The organism is Glutamicibacter halophytocola (assembly GCF_001302565.1).
GTDB lineage: Bacteria > Actinomycetota > Actinomycetes > Actinomycetales > Micrococcaceae > Glutamicibacter > Glutamicibacter halophytocola.
Map to the genome: position 1 here is coordinate 375668 of NZ_CP012750.1, position 16825 is coordinate 392492.

General features: G+C 59.5%; 15 protein-coding genes and 3 riboswitches. Of the genes, 10 read left to right on the plus strand and 5 right to left on the minus strand.

Annotation, left to right across the window (positions count from 1 at the left end; genetic code table 11):
* Nucleotides 1-2 precede the first annotated feature (2 nt).
* Nucleotides 3-105, minus strand: a riboswitch (SAM riboswitch).
* 267 nt (nt 106-372) lie between these two features.
* Nucleotides 373-464: riboswitch (SAM riboswitch) on the plus strand.
* A gap of 16 nt (nt 465-480) precedes the next feature.
* The gene (locus AOZ07_RS01730; RefSeq protein WP_060700429.1) at nt 481-1821 is read left to right on the plus strand and encodes an acyl-CoA dehydrogenase family protein; all 1341 of its coding nucleotides are present in this window, start codon (nt 481-483) and stop codon (nt 1819-1821) included.
* Nucleotides 1822-1872: 51 nt separating this feature from the next.
* Nucleotides 1873-3273 (plus strand): LLM class flavin-dependent oxidoreductase, encoded by a 1401-nt coding sequence (locus AOZ07_RS01735; RefSeq protein ID WP_060700430.1) that lies wholly within the window; start codon nt 1873-1875, stop codon nt 3271-3273.
* An 87-nt stretch (nt 3274-3360) separates the two neighbouring features.
* On the opposite strand, the gene ggt is transcribed toward AOZ07_RS01735, so the two are convergent.
* Nucleotides 3361-5184: a gamma-glutamyltransferase gene (ggt, locus tag AOZ07_RS01740; RefSeq protein ID WP_060700431.1), complete on the minus strand. Its 1824-nt coding sequence runs from the start codon at nt 5182-5184 to the stop codon at nt 3361-3363.
* Between the two features lie 217 nt (nt 5185-5401).
* Complete coding sequence (locus AOZ07_RS01745) at nt 5402-6265, minus strand: SDR family oxidoreductase (RefSeq protein ID WP_060700432.1); 864 nt, start codon at nt 6263-6265, stop codon at nt 5402-5404.
* A gap of 284 nt (nt 6266-6549) precedes the next feature.
* Nucleotides 6550-6639, plus strand: a riboswitch (SAM riboswitch).
* Between the two features lie 85 nt (nt 6640-6724).
* On the opposite strand from AOZ07_RS01745, the gene AOZ07_RS01750 reads away from it, so the two are divergent.
* The 8 genes from AOZ07_RS01750 (at nt 6725) to AOZ07_RS01785 (ending at nt 13188) form a co-directional block, all read left to right on the plus strand.
* The gene (locus AOZ07_RS01750; RefSeq protein WP_236995238.1) at nt 6725-7531 is read left to right on the plus strand and encodes a methionine ABC transporter ATP-binding protein; all 807 of its coding nucleotides are present in this window, start codon (nt 6725-6727) and stop codon (nt 7529-7531) included.
* Between the two features lie 16 nt (nt 7532-7547).
* Nucleotides 7548-8264: a methionine ABC transporter permease gene (locus tag AOZ07_RS01755; protein WP_060700433.1), complete on the plus strand. Its 717-nt coding sequence runs from the start codon at nt 7548-7550 to the stop codon at nt 8262-8264.
* A gap of 42 nt (nt 8265-8306) precedes the next feature.
* A complete protein-coding gene (locus AOZ07_RS01760; RefSeq protein WP_060700434.1) occupies nt 8307-9179 on the plus strand; it encodes a MetQ/NlpA family ABC transporter substrate-binding protein in 873 nt (290 codons plus the stop codon).
* 93 nt (nt 9180-9272) lie between these two features.
* Nucleotides 9273-10490, plus strand: coding sequence for an acyl-CoA dehydrogenase family protein (locus AOZ07_RS01765; RefSeq protein WP_060700435.1), 1218 nt, complete (start codon nt 9273-9275; stop codon nt 10488-10490).
* Nucleotides 10491-10492: 2 nt separating this feature from the next.
* Nucleotides 10493-11911: an NtaA/DmoA family FMN-dependent monooxygenase gene (locus AOZ07_RS01770; protein ID WP_060700436.1), complete on the plus strand. Its 1419-nt coding sequence runs from the start codon at nt 10493-10495 to the stop codon at nt 11909-11911.
* Nucleotides 11912-12012: 101 nt separating this feature from the next.
* On the plus strand, nt 12013-12429 hold the full coding sequence (locus tag AOZ07_RS01775) for a CoA-binding protein (protein ID WP_060703260.1): 417 nt from the start codon (nt 12013-12015) through the stop codon (nt 12427-12429).
* Between the two features lie 11 nt (nt 12430-12440).
* Nucleotides 12441-12860, plus strand: coding sequence for an MmcQ/YjbR family DNA-binding protein (locus tag AOZ07_RS01780; protein WP_060700437.1), 420 nt, complete (start codon nt 12441-12443; stop codon nt 12858-12860).
* A gap of 4 nt (nt 12861-12864) precedes the next feature.
* Nucleotides 12865-13188: a putative quinol monooxygenase gene (locus tag AOZ07_RS01785; protein WP_060700438.1), complete on the plus strand. Its 324-nt coding sequence runs from the start codon at nt 12865-12867 to the stop codon at nt 13186-13188.
* Nucleotides 13189-13260: 72 nt separating this feature from the next.
* Here the strand turns inward: AOZ07_RS01785 and AOZ07_RS01790 are convergent, their stop codons facing one another.
* The 3 genes from AOZ07_RS01790 to AOZ07_RS01800 form a co-directional block, all read right to left on the minus strand.
* Complete coding sequence (locus tag AOZ07_RS01790; protein WP_084793098.1) at nt 13261-15546, minus strand: bifunctional metallophosphatase/5'-nucleotidase; 2286 nt, start codon at nt 15544-15546, stop codon at nt 13261-13263.
* Between the two features lie 173 nt (nt 15547-15719).
* The gene (locus AOZ07_RS01795) at nt 15720-15932 is read right to left on the minus strand and encodes a hypothetical protein (RefSeq protein WP_146277512.1); all 213 of its coding nucleotides are present in this window, start codon (nt 15930-15932) and stop codon (nt 15720-15722) included.
* Nucleotides 15933-16069: 137 nt separating this feature from the next.
* The gene (locus AOZ07_RS01800) at nt 16070-16777 is read right to left on the minus strand and encodes an HNH endonuclease family protein (protein WP_060700440.1); all 708 of its coding nucleotides are present in this window, start codon (nt 16775-16777) and stop codon (nt 16070-16072) included.
* Nucleotides 16778-16825 lie beyond the last annotated feature (48 nt).

Below are 16825 nucleotides of genomic sequence, written 5' to 3' on the forward strand. Positions count from 1 at the left end.
CATCTCCATCGGTCCTGGCGGTAGCACCGGCCTATGGAAGGTGTCCTCCATAGGTGGTTGCTGCGGTGTCACTGAGCCAGATCTCTCGGCCGCTCGGGATGGTTACACGTCTATTACAGGGTTTCGAAGGAATTGAATGCAAATCTTGCGTAACATGAAAAATCTTCGATAACTGTGCCACATGCGCGGGATATTTCGTTATTTATTTCATTGAATGCCGGTTTGATCGATAATGGGCGAATATGGGCAATTCATCTTCGGCATGATGCGCCATTAGCTGTTCAACCTGCCGGTCATCTCGGAACCGCCCAAGGTCGAAATGTGACTTCGTGGCTTGGATGCATCGGTTTATTACGGCTACAAATGAATGACGACCCATCCAGAGCGGCTGAGAGATCTGGCTCGACGACGCCGCAGCAACCACCCGAAAAGGGAGACGGTGCTACCGCCAGGACCGATGGAAAGAATTGAGGACTTTTAATGTCATTTGGCGAGTTGCCAAACACCTCCGGTTTGGACTTCAACCATCTCAGCGATCCTTCGCAGGCTAGCGCCATGGGACTAGACGACTTCGAAGAGCAGCTGCCCACGCGGCAACTGCTCAAGGTCACCCCCGGCCCCGGCGCGGATGAGCAATACGACCGGCTGGCTGAAATCTTCCGTCCGGTCTTCGCGCAAATCGCCAGCACCGCCAAGGACCGCGACCGCAACCGCGTTCTGCCCTTCGAGCAAGTAGGCCTGCTCAACCGCGAACGTTTCGGCGCACTGCGCATCCCGGTTGCCGAGGGCGGATACGGCGCGCGCCTGGTCGACGTGTTCCGCTTGCTCATCGAGCTGTCCGAAGCCGACTCGCATGTCGGCCAGCTGTGGCGCGCGCATATCGCGTTCGTGGAAAACGTGCTGGTCCTCGACGACCAAAAGCTGCGCAGCAAGTGGACCGCCCGCATCGCCGCCGGGCAAATTGTCGGCAACGCCTACACCGAACGCGGTGGCAATGCCCTGGGTACGCTGAACACCAAGGTGAGCCAGGTTGATGGCCGCTGGCTGGTGGACGGTGAAAAGTACTACTGCACCGGCACCATTTTTGCCGACTGGACCACCGTGGCCGTGGCCCACCCGGAACTGCCCGGGCGCCAGATCGCGGTAGTCTCCACCCAGCACAGCGGCGTCAAGATCCTTGATGACTGGGATGGCTTTGGCCAGGGGCTCACCGGCACCGGAACCACAGAGTTCCACCAGGTCCCGGTGGACACGTTCATGCCGCAGCAGAGCAACGACTCCGAAGCGGCGATCTTCCAGCTGGTGCTCATGGCCGTGCAGGCAGGTATCGCCCGGGCGGCCCTGAATGACCTGCGCATTTCGGTGCAGAACCGCACCCGCATCTTCACCACCGGCACCGGCGTTCCGGTGCACCGCGAACCACAGGTGTTGCAACTGGTCGGCGAGGTGTCCGCAGAATCCTTCGCCGCGGACTCGGTCGTGATCGGCGCCGTCCTTGAAGTCGAAGCCGCACTGGTGGATCCGGGGCTCAACGACGAGGAACGCTATGCGGTCTGCGAACTGGCAGCCAACCGGGCGCAAACCATCGTCCAGCCACTCGTCATCGGTGCCACCAGCAAGCTCTTTGACGGCCTGGGCGCATCCTCGACCAGCGTCATCTGCAACCTGGACCGGCACTGGCGCAACGCCCGGACCATCGCCACCCACAACCCGGCCATTTACAAGGCCCGCATTGTGGGGGATTACGAGATCAATGCGGTCCAGCCGCAACGACTCTCGGTCACCGGCGAAGACAGCAACCATCGAGCCCACGGCGCCTGAGCGCGAACCACAAATCTTCACCACTACCCAACCACGGCAAGGGGAACATCAATGAGCCAGCAGCGCGAAATTCTCTTCAACGCATTCGACATGAACTGCGTGGTGCACCAGTCGCCAGGCCTGTGGCGCCACCCGGATGACAAGGCCTCGACCTACAACACCATCGGCTACTGGACCCACCTGGCCAAGGTACTGGAAAAGGGCAAGTTCGACGGCCTGTTCATCGCCGATGTCCTGGGCACCTACGATGTTTTCAACGGCACCAATGAGTCCCCGTTGCGCTCCGGCGCCCAGGCCCCGGTTAATGACCCGATGATGCTGGTCTCCGCCATGGCAGCGGTCACCGAGAACCTCGGCTTCGGCGTCACCGCGGGCACCGCCTACGAGCACCCCTACGCTTTCGCCCGCCGCCTGGCCACCCTGGACCACCTGACCAACGGCCGCGTGGGCTGGAATGTCGTGACCGGGTACCTGCCATCGGCCGCCCGCAACATGGGCCAGGAAGACCAGATGGAGCACGACGAGCGGTACAATCACGCCGATGAATACCTCGAGGTCGTCTACAAGCTGCTCGAAGGCTCGTGGGAAGACGACGCCGTGCAGAACAACAAGGAAACCGGGATCTATACGGACCCGGCCAAGGTGCACAGCATCGAGCACGAAGGAAAATTCTTCAAGGTGCCCGGAATCGCCATCACCGAGCCTTCCATCCAGCGCACCCCGGTGATCTACCAGGCCGGCGCCTCGTCGCGCGGCATCAAGTTCGCCTCGGAAAACGCTGAAGCAGTATTTGTCACCAGCCCGACCCGTGAAATCCTCAAGGCCACCGTCGCCAAGATCCGCGATGCCGCAGAGGCCGCCGGCCGCGACCGCTACGATGTGAAGATCTTCGCGATGCAGACCATCATCACCGATGAGACGTCCGAGAAGGCCCAGGCCAAGTACGAGGATTACAAGTCCTATGCGGACGTTGAAGGTGCGCAGGTCCTGATCTCCGGCTGGATGGGCATTGACCTGTCGGAGCTGAACCCGGATGAGCCATTGGGCGCCAACCTGAAGTCCAACGCCATCCAGTCCACCGTGGAAACCTTCCAGAAGGCCAGCGGCGACGACGGCAACCCGTGGACCATCCGCCAGTTGGCCGAATGGGTGGGCGTGGGCGGCTTCGGCCCGATCACCGTCGGCTCGGGCGCCGAGGTGGCCGAGAAGCTCATCGACTGGGTGGACTATACCGACGTTGACGGTTTCAACCTGGCCTACGCGGTCACCCCGGCAACCTTCGAGGACGTTGTCGAATACGTGGTTCCCGAGCTGCAGGCTCGCGGCGCCTACAAGACCGAATACGCCCAGGGCTCGTTGCGCAACAAGCTCTTTGGCGAAGGGGACCGGGTGAAGGAGACCCATCGCGCCGCGCAGTACAAGATCTCCAATCGCCTGCCAGCTAAGGGCTAGGCATCCTGCCCGAGGCCCTGGCCTCAAAATGGCATCGGCTCCCTCCACCTTAGAAGGGTGGACGGAGCCGATGCTGTTTCCAGGAGCCTACTGGGCGGGATTCACCACCATGGCAGATCCTCCGCCACGGCGCACCGGCTCGGCTGCCGCAGTCAGAGTTCCATCCTCATTGATCTGCACCGCTTCCACCGCGCCGATCTCTGCCTGCGGGGTGAAGGAGTCCCCGGCCGGGGTGAGCTTATGCCCGAAGGCCTCCATGGCCGAACCGTACTGGTCGATGAATTCCGGTTCTGCAGTCACCGCAGCGGTATTGCGCTGCGAGGCCCGCGGGGCGGCGATGGCTTCGCTGATATCCATGCCCAGGTCGTAGCGGTTGAGCAGCGTCTGCAGCACCGTGGTGATGATGGTTGAACCACCGGGGGAACCGATGGCCATCACCGGCTCGCCGTCACGCAGCACGATGGTTGGCGCCATCGAGGAGCGCGGGCGCTTGCCCGGCTCAAGGCGGTTTGGATCTTCCGGGTCATAGACCGTGGAGAAGTCCGTGAGCTCATTGTTCAGCAGGAAGCCACGCCCCGGCACCACCATGCCCGACCCTCCGGTCTGCTCGATGGTCAGCGTGTAGGACACGACGTTGCCCCAGCGATCCACCACCGACAGGTGGGTGGTGGAGATGTTCTCGGTGTCATGCTCAACGGCCGGCTCAGCGGCAGCTGCCGGGCATTGGCCATCAAAATTCTCGATGTCGCCCGGGGCCACCGGCTTGGCGGCCGCATGATCGGGGTTGATCGCGCAGGCCCGGTCGGCGCCGAAGAGCTCGCTGGTCAAGGTCTCGGTCGGCACATCCACAAAGGCGGGGTCACCCACGTATTTGCCGCGATCCGCATAGGCCAGCGCGGTGGCCTCGAAGTAGTGGTGCAAGGCGTCGGCGGGTTCCATGGAGGACAGGTCGTAGTTGCCCAGGATATTCAGCGATTCGCCAATGGTGGTGCCACCGCTGGAGGAGGGCGCCATGCCGAAGATGTCCAGCCCGCGATAGTCCACCGCGGTTGGCTTCTGCTCGGCCACCTCATAGTTGGCGAGGTCCTCGGTGCTGACAAAACCGGCAGGGACCGGCAGCTTGGTGTCCTCGACCTTGGGCGGGGCCTGGACCGTCTGGGAGATTTCGGAGGCCAGATCACCGTGGTAGAACGCCTTTGGGCCTTCCTTGGCCAGCAGGCGATAGGTATCGGCCAGCTCGGGGTTCTTGAAGATGCTCCCCACCTGTGGCGCATCGCCACCGGGGAGGAAAAGCTCGCTGGTGGAGCCGAAGGCTTCGAAGCGTTCCTTGTTGTCCAAGGTTTGTTCCCGGAAGGTCTCATCAACAACAAAACCGCGGGAAGCCACCTGCGTCGCCGGACGCAGCACCTGCTTCAGGCTTTGCGAGCCCCAATTGTCCAGGGCTCGCTGCCAGGTGGCTACGGTCCCCGGAACGCCCACGGCAACACCGCTGGTGACCAGTTCCGGAGTGAAGTTGTAGGGCTCGCCGGTCGCCGGATCAATAAATGCGTCCTGAGGGGTAGCAGCTGGGGCAGTTTCACGCCCATCGATGGTGCTGACCTTGCCGGAAGCCGCGTCGTAATACAGGAAATAGCCGCCACCGCCGACACCCGCGCTGTATGGTTCGGTCACGCCCAGCGCCGCCGCTGTGGCGACCGCGGCGTCTACCGCGTTGCCTCCCTTGCGCAGTACCTCGATGCCTGCCGCTGATGCTTCCGGATCTACCGAAGAGACCGCGCCACCGGTGCCGGTGGCCGTGGGATTCTTTTCGGTGTGCCGTGGATCGGCGCTCGCCGGGATCGCGCTGAATGCGCCAAGGCCCAGGGAGAGAATCGCGGCGCCAGCCAGGGCGCGCAAACTTGATCGTTGCATACTCTGATCTCCTGAAAAGGTGGGGATGAAGTATGCGTCAATTTACGGGAAGGACTGGATTCGCCAGCGTTGTGACACGCGCCATTTTGTATTGCATGCTCTATTTCCGCGCTGGTCGAAGGATTATTTTGCGCTATGCCGTTAAAACCCGGAGGCAACCAGCGGCCCATGAATCGCCCTGGCTGATTGCCTCCAACGGTGAAAATACCAGCCTGCCTTAGCGGGCCAGGGCGTCCTTGATCGCCTTGCCAAGGGAGGTAGGCGCGCGGCCAATGAGCCGTGCCAAGTCCCCGGAATGCACTTCCAGGGCGCCTTCGCGAATGCGCAGGTCCGTATCCACCAGAATGTCAGCGAACACCGCGGGAACACCTGATTCGGTGTAGATCTCAACCAGCTTTTCAGGGTCCATATCCTGGTAGGCGACATCTTGTCCCGCGGCAGCGCCGACAGCCCCGGCGAGCTGGCTGAGGGTGAAAGGCTTGTCCCCGCCCAGTTCGTAGATCTTCCCGGCTTCCCCGGCTTCCGAGAGCAATACCGCAGCAGCCGCCTCGGCATAGTCCGCGCGCGTGGCGGCGCTGATCTTGCCGTCGGCCGCGGCGCCGAGCACGACTTTGCTGTTCAGGTAGCCCAGGAGCTGATCGGTGTAATTTTCCGTGTACCAGCCGTTGCGCAAGAGGACGTAGCCGATGCCGGAACCAGCCAGCAGGTGTTCGGTGGCGATATGCTCCTGCGCCAGTTTCATGTTGCCGGTGAGGGCATTGGCGATGGAGGTGTAGGCGATGAGCTTGACGTTGACGCGTTGCGCAGCGGTGATGACATTTTCATGCTGGGTTGCCCGCTGGCCCACTTCGCTGCTCGAAACCAGCAACAGCTTGTCGACGCCCTCCAGCGCGGCGACCAGGCTGGCCTCCACGTTGTAATCGGCGACGCGCGTCTGAAGACCTTTGCCGGCCAGGGGTTCCAGCTTCTCTTCCGAACGGCCGATGGCAACCAGCTGGGCGGGGTCGGCTCCGCGCCGCAGCAATGCATCGATGACCAGTCGTCCAAGTTGTCCGGTGGCACCGGTAATTGCGATCTTCATGAAGTCCTCTCGTAGGTTTGCACTCCAGTACAACCACGGCGCCCAGCACAGAATTCCCGCACCATGATCGCTGGCGCATCGATGGCCAGAGGTGCAAGTTCTTCAAGCCTTTTCGTCTTAAAGGGAGCAAGTGACGAAATATTTCGTATTGCTACGCGGATTATTGCGTGATTCCTTTCCCGGTCCGTCCGAACTGCGACTTCATGACGCTGATTGACGTAACGTTTGCCGGCTTGCATCCATGGAGGACAGACTTGAATTGTTCGGGCGGTACAACCGAACACACACCATCCAGAGCGACTGAGAGATCTGGCTCAACGACGTCGCAGCAACCACCCGTATGGGAGCGGTGCTACAGCCAGGACCGATGGAGTACTTTCACTTCGCGACGGAAAAATCTGTCCCCAGCAGATGGTTTCTTGCGAAGTACGCTCCGCATAACCAAGCATCAAGGGAGCGATGATGATTCGTCTTGAGAACGTAACAACAACCTTCGGCAAAGGCCGCGACCAGTTCACGGCCGTCAAGGATGTCACGCTGGATATTCAAGCCGGAAGCATTCACGGTATTATCGGTTTTTCCGGTGCCGGCAAATCCACGCTGTTGCGCAATATCAATTTGCTCCAGCGCCCGACCTCGGGCCAGGTCTTTGTTGACGGCGTAGAACTGACCGGGCTGAGCGAAGGCGAGTTGCGCAAGCAGCGCCATGAGATCGGGATGATCTTCCAGCACTTCAACCTGCTGAACAATCGCACCGCGCAACAGAACGTTGAACTGAACCTGAAGTTCGCCGGTGTGCCCAAGAAACAACGCCGCGAACGTGCCCTGGAAGCACTATCCATCGTGGACCTCGCCGACAAGGCGTCCGCCTATCCTGGACAGCTCTCGGGCGGGCAGAAGCAGCGCATCTCCATCGCCCGCGCGCTGGTCACCGAGCCCAAGGTCTTGTTGTGCGATGAACCTACCAGCGCGGTGGATCCGCGAACCACTACCTCGGTGCTCCAGTACCTCAGCGACATTAACGCCAGCCTTGGCATCACCACCGTTATCGTCACCCACGAAATGAATGTCATTAAGGCCATCGCCGACAAGGTCTCGGTGATGGAAGACGCCGCGGTCGTGGAAGAGTTCGCCCTGAGCTCGCTACAAGAACCAGGCTTTGAACCAAAGACGCCTATCGGCCGCTACCTGATCAGCGATGAAATCACGCTGAACCGCCAGCCCAAGCAGGCCCAAGACCTTGCCGCCAACGTAACCCGCGTATAGAGAACCTGGATTACCAATGAACTTCACTTCAGTAGTGCTAGCCACGAGCAACGGCAGCGCAGCAGCATTCAGCCTTGACCGCATTGTGGAACTGGCCCCGGAAATCTGGGTGGCCATGGCACAGACCTTTGCGATGCTGCTGGTTTCGATCCCGATCGCCATTCTCTTGGGAACCCCGCTGGGCATCTGGCTCTATTCGATGTCTCCCAACGGCTTGCGCCCGCGTCCGCGAGTGCACAAGATTGTTGACGGGCTGGTGAATACGATCCGCTCCTTCCCATTCCTGATCTTGCTGATCGCCATTATTCCGTTCACCCGATTTGTTGTGGGAACGACTATTGGCACCGCCGCGGTTATCGTGCCGCTGACCATCAACGCGATCCCGTATTTCGCCCGTTTTGTGGAGCAGAACATCAGCCAGCTGGGCAACGGAGTGGTCGAAGCCGCGCAGGCCATGGGAGCCACGCGCGGACAGATCATCCGTGAAGTGCTGCTGGTCGAAGCCAAGCCGGCGCTGCTGTCTTCCATCACCATCATGACGGTCAGCTTCATCTCGTACTCGGCCATGGCCGGTCTCGTTGGCGGCGGCGGCATCGGCGACTTCGCCATCCGCTACGGCTACTACCGCTATGAAACCGGAGTCATGCTGCTGGCCATCGTCTTGATGATCCTGCTGGTCCACGCAGTTCAATTCTTCGGAACCCGGCTATCGCGCGCCGCTGACAAGCGCTAAACACTGAACCACTCAACTCGCAATTCATCAAAGGACAACACCATGGCTTTATCCCGCCGCACCTTTTTGACCTTCACCGCCGGCTCCGCCGCAATTCTCGCACTGACTTCTTGCGGCCTGGTAGGCGGCCCAGAGGCCAGCTCGGGGGATAAGACCATCAAGGTCATCGTCACCGAATCGGCTCCATCCCAGGAACCAACCAAAATCGCCCAGAAGCTGCTGGCTGAAAAGGGCTGGACCCTGGAAGCCACCTATGTCACCGACATCGTGCAGCCAAACCACGTGGTGTCCAACGGCGAATACGATGCCAACTTCTTCCAGCACGGTGCCTACCTTGAACAGTTCAAGAAGGACCAGAACGTCGACGTGGAGCCGGCCTTCTACATGTACAGCTCGCCGGCAGGCGTGTACTCGAAGAAGTACGACGACATCAAGGACCTGCCTAACGGTGCGACCATTGCCCTTCCTGTGGATACCGCCAACAACGGCCGCGCGTTGGCGCTGCTGGATCGGGCCGGGCTCTTGAAGGTCACCGAAGGCAAGAGCGTGATCCACCTGTCGCAGAACGACATCCTGGAGAACCCCAAGAACTTCAAATTTGTCGAGGTGGATCAGCAGTCGCTGTCCAAGACGCTTCCCGACGTGGATGCAGGATTCCTCTTCGCCCGCCTCGGTGCGGAAATCGGGCTCACCCCGAAGGATGCGCTGCTCTTTGAAAAGGAAGAAGAGGCGCTGCCATATATCAACATCATCGCCGCGAAGCCAGGCTTCATGGACACCGAAAAGGGCAAGGCCCTGGAAGAGGCCTACCATTCCGACGAGGTGCGCGAATGGTATGCGAGCTATCTTGACGGTGCGCTGGGCACCCCATGGGATCGCGATCTGGAAGCAGACTTCGCGACCTGGAACAAGTAGGCCATAGGCCCCGCGACGCCGCTTTTCCGTGTCGCGGGGCCGCCACTTTTCCGACCTAGTACTCAAATTATCGACGTCCTGCAGGGAGAACCAATGACGATTGTCGCCACGGCAGCTGCCGAGAGCAGATATCAGGAGCTTCTCGACCGCTTCAGCGCGGTCTTCGCCCGAATCGCCGAAGGCAGCCGCGAGCGGGAACAAAGGCGCATCCTGCCCTTTGAGCAGGTGCAGTGGCTCAAAGAGGCCGGATTTACCACGCTGCGCGTGCCAGAGAGCCATGGCGGATCACCGATTAGCCATGAGCACCTGTTCCGCTTGCTGATCGAGCTGGCTGCAGCGGACTCCAACGTGGCGCACCTGCTGCGCAGCCACTTCTCCTTCGTTGAAACCATCTCCCTGCAGCCAGCAGAATTCCAGGACCGCTGGTTCCCCAAGGTGCTTGAGGGGCAGATCTTCGGCAATGCCGCCACCGAGCGCGGTGGCAATGCTTTGGGCACCACGAATACCAAACTGGTGAAGAAGACCGTCGGCTGGGTTCTGCATGGCGAAAAGTACTACACCACAGGGTCGATTTTTGCCGACTGGATTGTGGTCATGGCAACGACCGAAGGGGTCGAAGGCCGCCAGTATGCCGTCGTTGACCGGAATGCCGAAGGCGTTGAAATACTTGATGACTGGGATGGCTTTGGCCAGCCGCTGACCGGCACCGGTACCGCCATTTTCTCTGAAGTTCTTGTCGCGCCGGAGAACATTATCCAGCGCAAGGTGGCGTCCACCCTGGAACCGGCCTTCTTCCAGCTGTGCCTGCTTTCGGTACTGGTAGGCATCGGCAAGGCTGCCCGAAATGAAGCTGCCAGCATCGTGGCCACCAGAACCCGTACCTTTAATACCGGCTCCGGTTCGCTGTTCAAGGATGATCCGCAGATCCAGGAACTCGTGGGACGCCTGGCGGCCAACGTATTTGCCGCAGAATCCATTGTCACCATGGCTGCCCGGGAACTGGACGCAGCCGTTGACCAGCAGCTGGGGCTTGACCCGGAAGCAGCCTACCTGCGTGCAGAGCTGGCCGTGCAGCAGGCCCACGTGGCAACGCCCAAGCTGATCCTGGATGCCACCAGCGAGCTCTTTGACGTCACCGGGGCATCAGCAGTGTCGACTTCCAAGTCGCTGGATCGTTTCTGGCGCAATGCACGTACCGTAGCTACCCACAATCCGGTGGCCTTCAAGGCACGCTCGGTGGGCGACTACTTCATCAATGGCACGGTGCCGACCGGATTGAACTCCATCGGCGAAGCTAAGGCAGGCAAATAATCATGGCAACTTTCCAAGAACGTCCGCGCTTGCTGCTCTCAGCATTCCTGATGAACACTTCGAGCCATATTCTTGGTGGAATGTGGCGCCACCCCGAAGCGCAGCAACACCGCTTTAATGAGCTGGGCTTGTGGGTGGATCTGGCGAAAAAGCTGGAGGACGCAAAATTTGATGCGCTGTTCTTCGCTGATGTGGTGGGCCTCTATGGGGACCACGAAGGTGGATGGGCCTCCCATGTGCGCAAGGGGCTGCAAGTTCCTAGCCACGACCCGCTGGTGCTGCTGTCCGCACTGGCAGCTGGGACGAAGGACATCGGCTTGGCGATGACCAGCTCGGTTATCCAAAGCCACCCCTTCCAGTTCGCACGCCAGATTTCCACCCTGGACCATCTGTCGCAGGGACGGGTTGCGTGGAATATCGTGACCAGCGTTCTGGAAAATGCCCACCGCAATTTCGGCGGCCAAGACCTGGTGGCTCACGATGACCGCTACGGTTGGGCCGAAGAGTACGTTGAAGCCGCCTACAAGCTGTGGGAGGGCTCGTGGGAAGACGATGCGCTGCTGGCCGATAAGGAATCCGGCCTTTACGCTGATCCGAGCAAGGTCAACAAGATCAACCACCGTGGCGACTTCTACTCGATCGACGGACCGCATCTGGCATTGCCCAGTGCCCAGCGCACCCCATTCCTCTTCCAGGCTGGATCATCAGCCCGCGGTTCCCAGTTCGCTGCGACGCATGCCGAGGCAACCTTCCTCTTCGCCCCGCATGCACAGTATGTGGCCAAGAAGAATGCGCAGCTGATCGAAAATCTCGCTGCCGCTGGCCGCAGCCGCGAAGATATCAAGGTCTTCGCCGGGCTGTCCTTTGTCGTGGGATCCACCGAAGCCGAGGCCAAGGCGCTGGAAGCCGAATACGACGAGTACCTAGACCTGGAGGCAATCGTTGCCCACATCGGCGGTGGCTTGGGAGTGGATCTTGGCGGTTTGGACCTGGATACGCCCTTGGGACAAATCCAAACCGAGGGCGCCCAAGGTGTGCTCGAAGCGGCCAAGGCCTCGGTGCCTGGAGGCAACCCGACCTTGAAGGATTTGGCCCACTACCGTGCGAAGGCCCAGCAAATTGTTGGCACCCCGGAAAGCATCGTGGATGAACTTGAACGTTGGCAGGACGCGGGAATTGATGGGCTGAACATCATGAACCATGTACTGCCAGGCTCCTACGACAATTTCATTGAAGGGGTCATTCCTGAATTGCGCCGCCGTGGCCTGGCACAGAGCGCATACGACCAGGGAAGCCTGCGCCAAAAGGTCTTTGGCCGCGGTGACTACCTGCCTGGAAATCATCCTGCCGCCAAGTTCCGCGGCGCTTTTTCGGAATTGAGCGCAGCCAATACCGAGGCTGCGGTGCAGCTGCAGAGCTAAAGATGCGGTTCGGCAGGGCGGTGGAAGCCAATGGCCTCCATCGCCCTGCCCGCTTTAGCCGAAGGGACCATCTCGTCGCCATACCGAGTAAGGTGTCGAGCATGGAGAACAGCCACGTCAATGATCCGCAGGTAATCCGCCGGCTTCTGGGCACCCCAGCCCGATGGGCGGTCGTTGGCCTGACCAACAATCCATCCCGGGTGGCTCCATCCATTGCCCGTTTCCTGCGGGACGAATTATCCATGCAGATCGTCCCGGTTTCGCTGGATGCCCAGAACGTGATGGGGGAGCAGGGGTATGCGCGACTTGCCGATATTCCCTGTCCCATTGACGTGGTTGATTGCTTTGTGAACTCGTCGAAGGTAGGCAGCATTATTGATCAGGCCATTAGCATTGGGGCCAAAGCCGTCTGGATGCAACTGGGCGTCATCGATCACGAGGCAGCGCAACGGGCCAAGGACGCCGGGCTGGACGTAGTGATGAATACCTGTCCGAAAATTGAGTACCCTTTTCGGTAGCGGAGGCGGGAATGAAAAACGAAAATAGCCAAGAAGCACTGGAACAACAGTGGGCGCAGTTGTGCCTGGGCATGCCATGCTCCTTCGCCGACTATCCCTTCGGGCCCGAGAGCACCGTCTTCAAGGTTTCGGGCAAGGACAAAAGCAAGGCAAAGATGTTCGGCCTATTGATGAACGTGCGCGGGGAGCTGGTGCTTAACCTGAAATGCGAGCCGGCTCTGGCCGATCAGCAGCGCAGTGAGCACCCGGAAATCACTCCGGGCTATCACATGAATAAAAAGCATTGGAATTCCATCCGCGCTGGTCTTGATCCGGAATTGCTGCAGGAACTGATTGAGGATTCCTACGATCTTGTGGTTGACGGCATGCCACGACGGGATAAGGAATACATTCGATTGCAAGACACCATCAGCCAATCGGTCCTAGACTAGAACCATGTACTTCATCGTTGTTAAATATCAGGTAAAGCCAGAAAACACCGAGAATTTCATGGACCACGTTGCAGAGTTCACCCAGGCCACCCGCGCCGAAGAAGGTAACCTCTGGTTCGACTGGTCCGTGAGCGTGGAAGACCCCAACGAGTTCGTTCTTGTCGAGGCCTTCCGCGACGACGAGGCAGCTTCTGCCCACGTTAACTCCGCACACTTCGCAGCAGGCATTGAATCCATGCGCCCGCTGCTGATTTCCACCCCAAAGATCGTCTCGCGCAAGGTCGAGGGCGAAGGTTGGGACTCCATGGGCGAGCTAGTGATCGACTAGTTTTTACGGCAAATAAGGGAAGGAACCGCGAGATCATTCTCGCGGTTCCTTCCCTTATTTCGTACCGTCGGTTTAGCGTCCGGCCTTGTTGCCGAAGCGGCGAATCAACAGCAAGACGATGCCCACGAGGACAACGATGCCTGCGGCAATGCCGACCCAGCTGGCGCTGAATCCGGTGTCGGCCAGGTCTTGGCTATCCTGCTGCTTCGAGTCATCCGAGGAATCTTCTTCGGAATCCGAAGTTGGCTCAGCGCTCGGATCCGAATCAGTGGTCGGTGCTGGCGATTCAGTTTCAGAGTTATCGTCTTCGGTTGGCGAAGGAGTAGGTTGCGGGTCATCGCTTGGCGAAGGAGTTGGCTCCTGGGCCTGGGCAACGACGGCGAAGTCCACGGCGATATCTTCGTGCTGCACCTGCGAGACCACTAGCTGGTAGTCGCCTGGCTCCACGGAGCTGCCAACTGGGAGCTGGAACGCAGTGGTTCCCGAAGCATCAGCTGCCGGAATATCAGCGACCTTGGTGGCACCCTCAAATGCGGAAGCCGAAATCTGGGCTCCTTCTTCCAAGTCCGATACCGTGACGTTCACGGTTTCGCCAGCCTTCACTTCGGTGGCATCCAGGACAACGGTGGCCCAATCAGTGCCGGCGAGCACTGCTCGGCCCAGCGGAGATGGGGATACCACGTCATGGGCCTTGAAGAAGTTCACGGTCGCGTCCAGATCAACCTGGCCCGAATCGGCGTGGTCGGTGCCTTCAGCGAAGGCGGTGAAGTTATCGCCACCGGTAGCCAGGAACGCGTTGGCAGCAACGCGAAAGGTTGCCGACTCGTCCAATGGTTCACCGTTGAAGGTGATCTTTTGGATGTGCTCGCCCGCAGGTGCATCCTCGATGTAGGTGTATGCCAGTCCCTCTGAAATGCCGAGGTGCAGCTTGTTGCGCTCCGAGCCTTCAGGCTGCCATTGCTGTTCCAGTGCCTCACGGATTTGCGCGCCTGTCAGATTGAAGGTGATCAGGGTATTGGCAAAAGGCTGAACTTCTGCCGCCTCTTGATAGGTCACCGTGCCGTCTTCGCCATAGAGCAGGTCCGAGCGCAGGCCTCCGGGGTTCATGAAGGCAATCTGTGCTGGCTCACCGGCAAAATCGTCATTAGAAGTAGCCCACAGGTGTACGTCGGCTACGGTGTTGCCCAAGGCGGATTCAACACCGCGGTCTTCACCTGGCACGTCACCGCCGCGCAGGATATCTTCCGAGATTTCACCGACTTTTACGCTGCCAACAACTTCAGCTTCTTTTTCGGCTTCGGCAACGATCTTTGCAACGGCTGGATTCGCTTCGTAGTTAGCGGTCCAGTCGCCGTCTGCAGATTTGCTAGCGAGTGGCAAGCGGGTGCTGGAAGACTGCAGGACCTCACCGGTGGCTGGGTCAACGTCGAGGCTGACTTTGCCTAGCGTGGTGCCGTACTGGTGCGATTGGATGACTGGACGCTCGCCGTCAGGACCGGCAATGTCGCAGTTGTAGGAAGAGTGGGTGTGACCCGAGAAAATAGCGTCGATCTCGCCACTGGCCTCGCGGATCAAGTCCCCGTAGGACGTGGCTTCACCAGCGACGGCAGCACAGTCGGTATTGGCCGAGCCGTTGTGGGTCAGCAACACGATAACGTCCGCTTCTCCGTTCGCCTCGTCACCGTCGCTGAGCTGCTTGGCTACGCGATTAGCCGCCTCGACTTCACTGCCAAAGTCCAAACCGGAGATTCCGCTAGGGGAGACCAGCGATGGAACATCCTCGGTGACGGTGCCAATGAATCCTACGGAGAGTCCACCGGCTTCACGAATTGCATATTCTTTGAGTGCTGGGGTTTTGGTGCCGGCTTGGTAAACGTTGGCGCCCAGTGCAAAATCCTCGCCGGACTGGCCGGTGGCTGCAGCAAAGCGCTCGGTGACTCGCGTGGCCAGGTCTTCAAAGCCCTTGTCGAACTCGTGATTGCCCACGACGGAAACATCCAGCCCGGCTGCACCCAGCGCATCAATGGTTGGAGCATCCTCCTGGGACGCGGAAGCAAAGGTCGAAGCCCCGATATTGTCGCCGGCCGATACGAACAACGTGTTTTCATTCTCGGCGCGCAGCTGGTCCACAGCTCCGGCGAGCACTGCAGCGCCGGCAGAGTCCCGATCGGCAGCGATGCGGCCGTGGAAGTCATTAATGCCAACTAGATCCAGGGTTACAGGATCAGCTGCTGGGGAAGCAGTGCTGATTGATTCCTCGGTGGGCATTGCCTGCGCCATGGCTGTTCCTGTGGCCATGAGCGAGAGGGTGGCCAAGGAGGCGAAACTGAGTTTTCTCATCTGCGCGAATGCAGACATGGGTACTCCTAAAAGTGACGGGTGTGACAAGACTTATGTCTATCGCATCTAGGTGAACCTGTCGATGCCTGCGAGTTAAATTGCTGTGCAGGGCCATGAGAACTAGCGGTTAAATAGTCGAAGCAACGCACCAGCCTGTGGTTGATACGTTGCTTCGAAAAAACTTGATGCGGCTAGAGCCGTCGGTTGTGGCGTGATTTGGTTGCTGTGACCGAGGAAGCTCCTACGATGGCACCGAGCATGAGCATGGCAGCCGCGATGAAGAAGACTGTGGACAGGATCCAGCAAGCCATGGCTGTGTCTCGATGCGCGGCGTTCAGGGCAAAACCAAAAAGGCACACGCTGGCAAGCAGCAAGAGCGCTCCCGACAACCGTGTCTTCATCATTGACCTTTGCAGCAGAAAATTTTGCCAACAATCACCACACATAATGGCTATTGGCTTGAGTAATATCCATACTGTCACAAATCCATCGATTTGACGATAGCCCTTAAGGAGGATCTTTCACTGCGACTTTAGGCTAACTACACGCAAGCCTTCAGGATGCGTTCGATGGCATCGTGTTCGCCCTTGGTCATCCAAGCCCCATATTTCGCTTTGACCTGAGTCTGGCGTGAGACGTATTCGCAGCGGAAACTCTTGTTGGGAGGAAGCCATGTTGCGGCATCCTTGTCGCCTTTAGCCGCGTTCGTCGGCCCGTCCGAGGCCATGAGGTTTAGCGGGTCATTGGCGAATTCGAAACGAGCTTCCTGGTCCCAGCGCTGGGCGCCCTTTTGCCAGGCATCCGACAGCGCGACAACGTGGTCGATCTGAACTGCGGTGCTGGTTTTCTGGCCCCGAACAAAATTGATGGTGGTGTTGGTATACGGGTCGTGGAAAGTTCCGCTGAGCACTACGCAAGGCTTCGACGCAGATTTGTATTTCACGTGTTCCAAGTCGCGAGCCAGGATGTCGTTGCGGGCATCGCAACCGTTGCGGTCCGGATCCTTCCAACCCTTGCTGAACTTTTCCCGTTCATAGCCAGTCTTGGGGGCACGGCCCTTGACGTCGATATCCGCGAGCAACTCAAGCGAGTCAGCATAGCTGGCGCGTTGCTCCGCGCTGTTGTGGGTAGTGTCAGCCTGCGCGTCGGGAACTCGATACTGCTCGATGGAATCAAGAGTTGAGCATCCAGTGAGGGCAAGGGATGAAGCGATGAGTGCAAATGAGATTGCGCGGCGCAGCAGCTGCATGCGGAAGTACGACTCCTAGGAAAGCGACAGTTGGCAAGGGGGGACAGG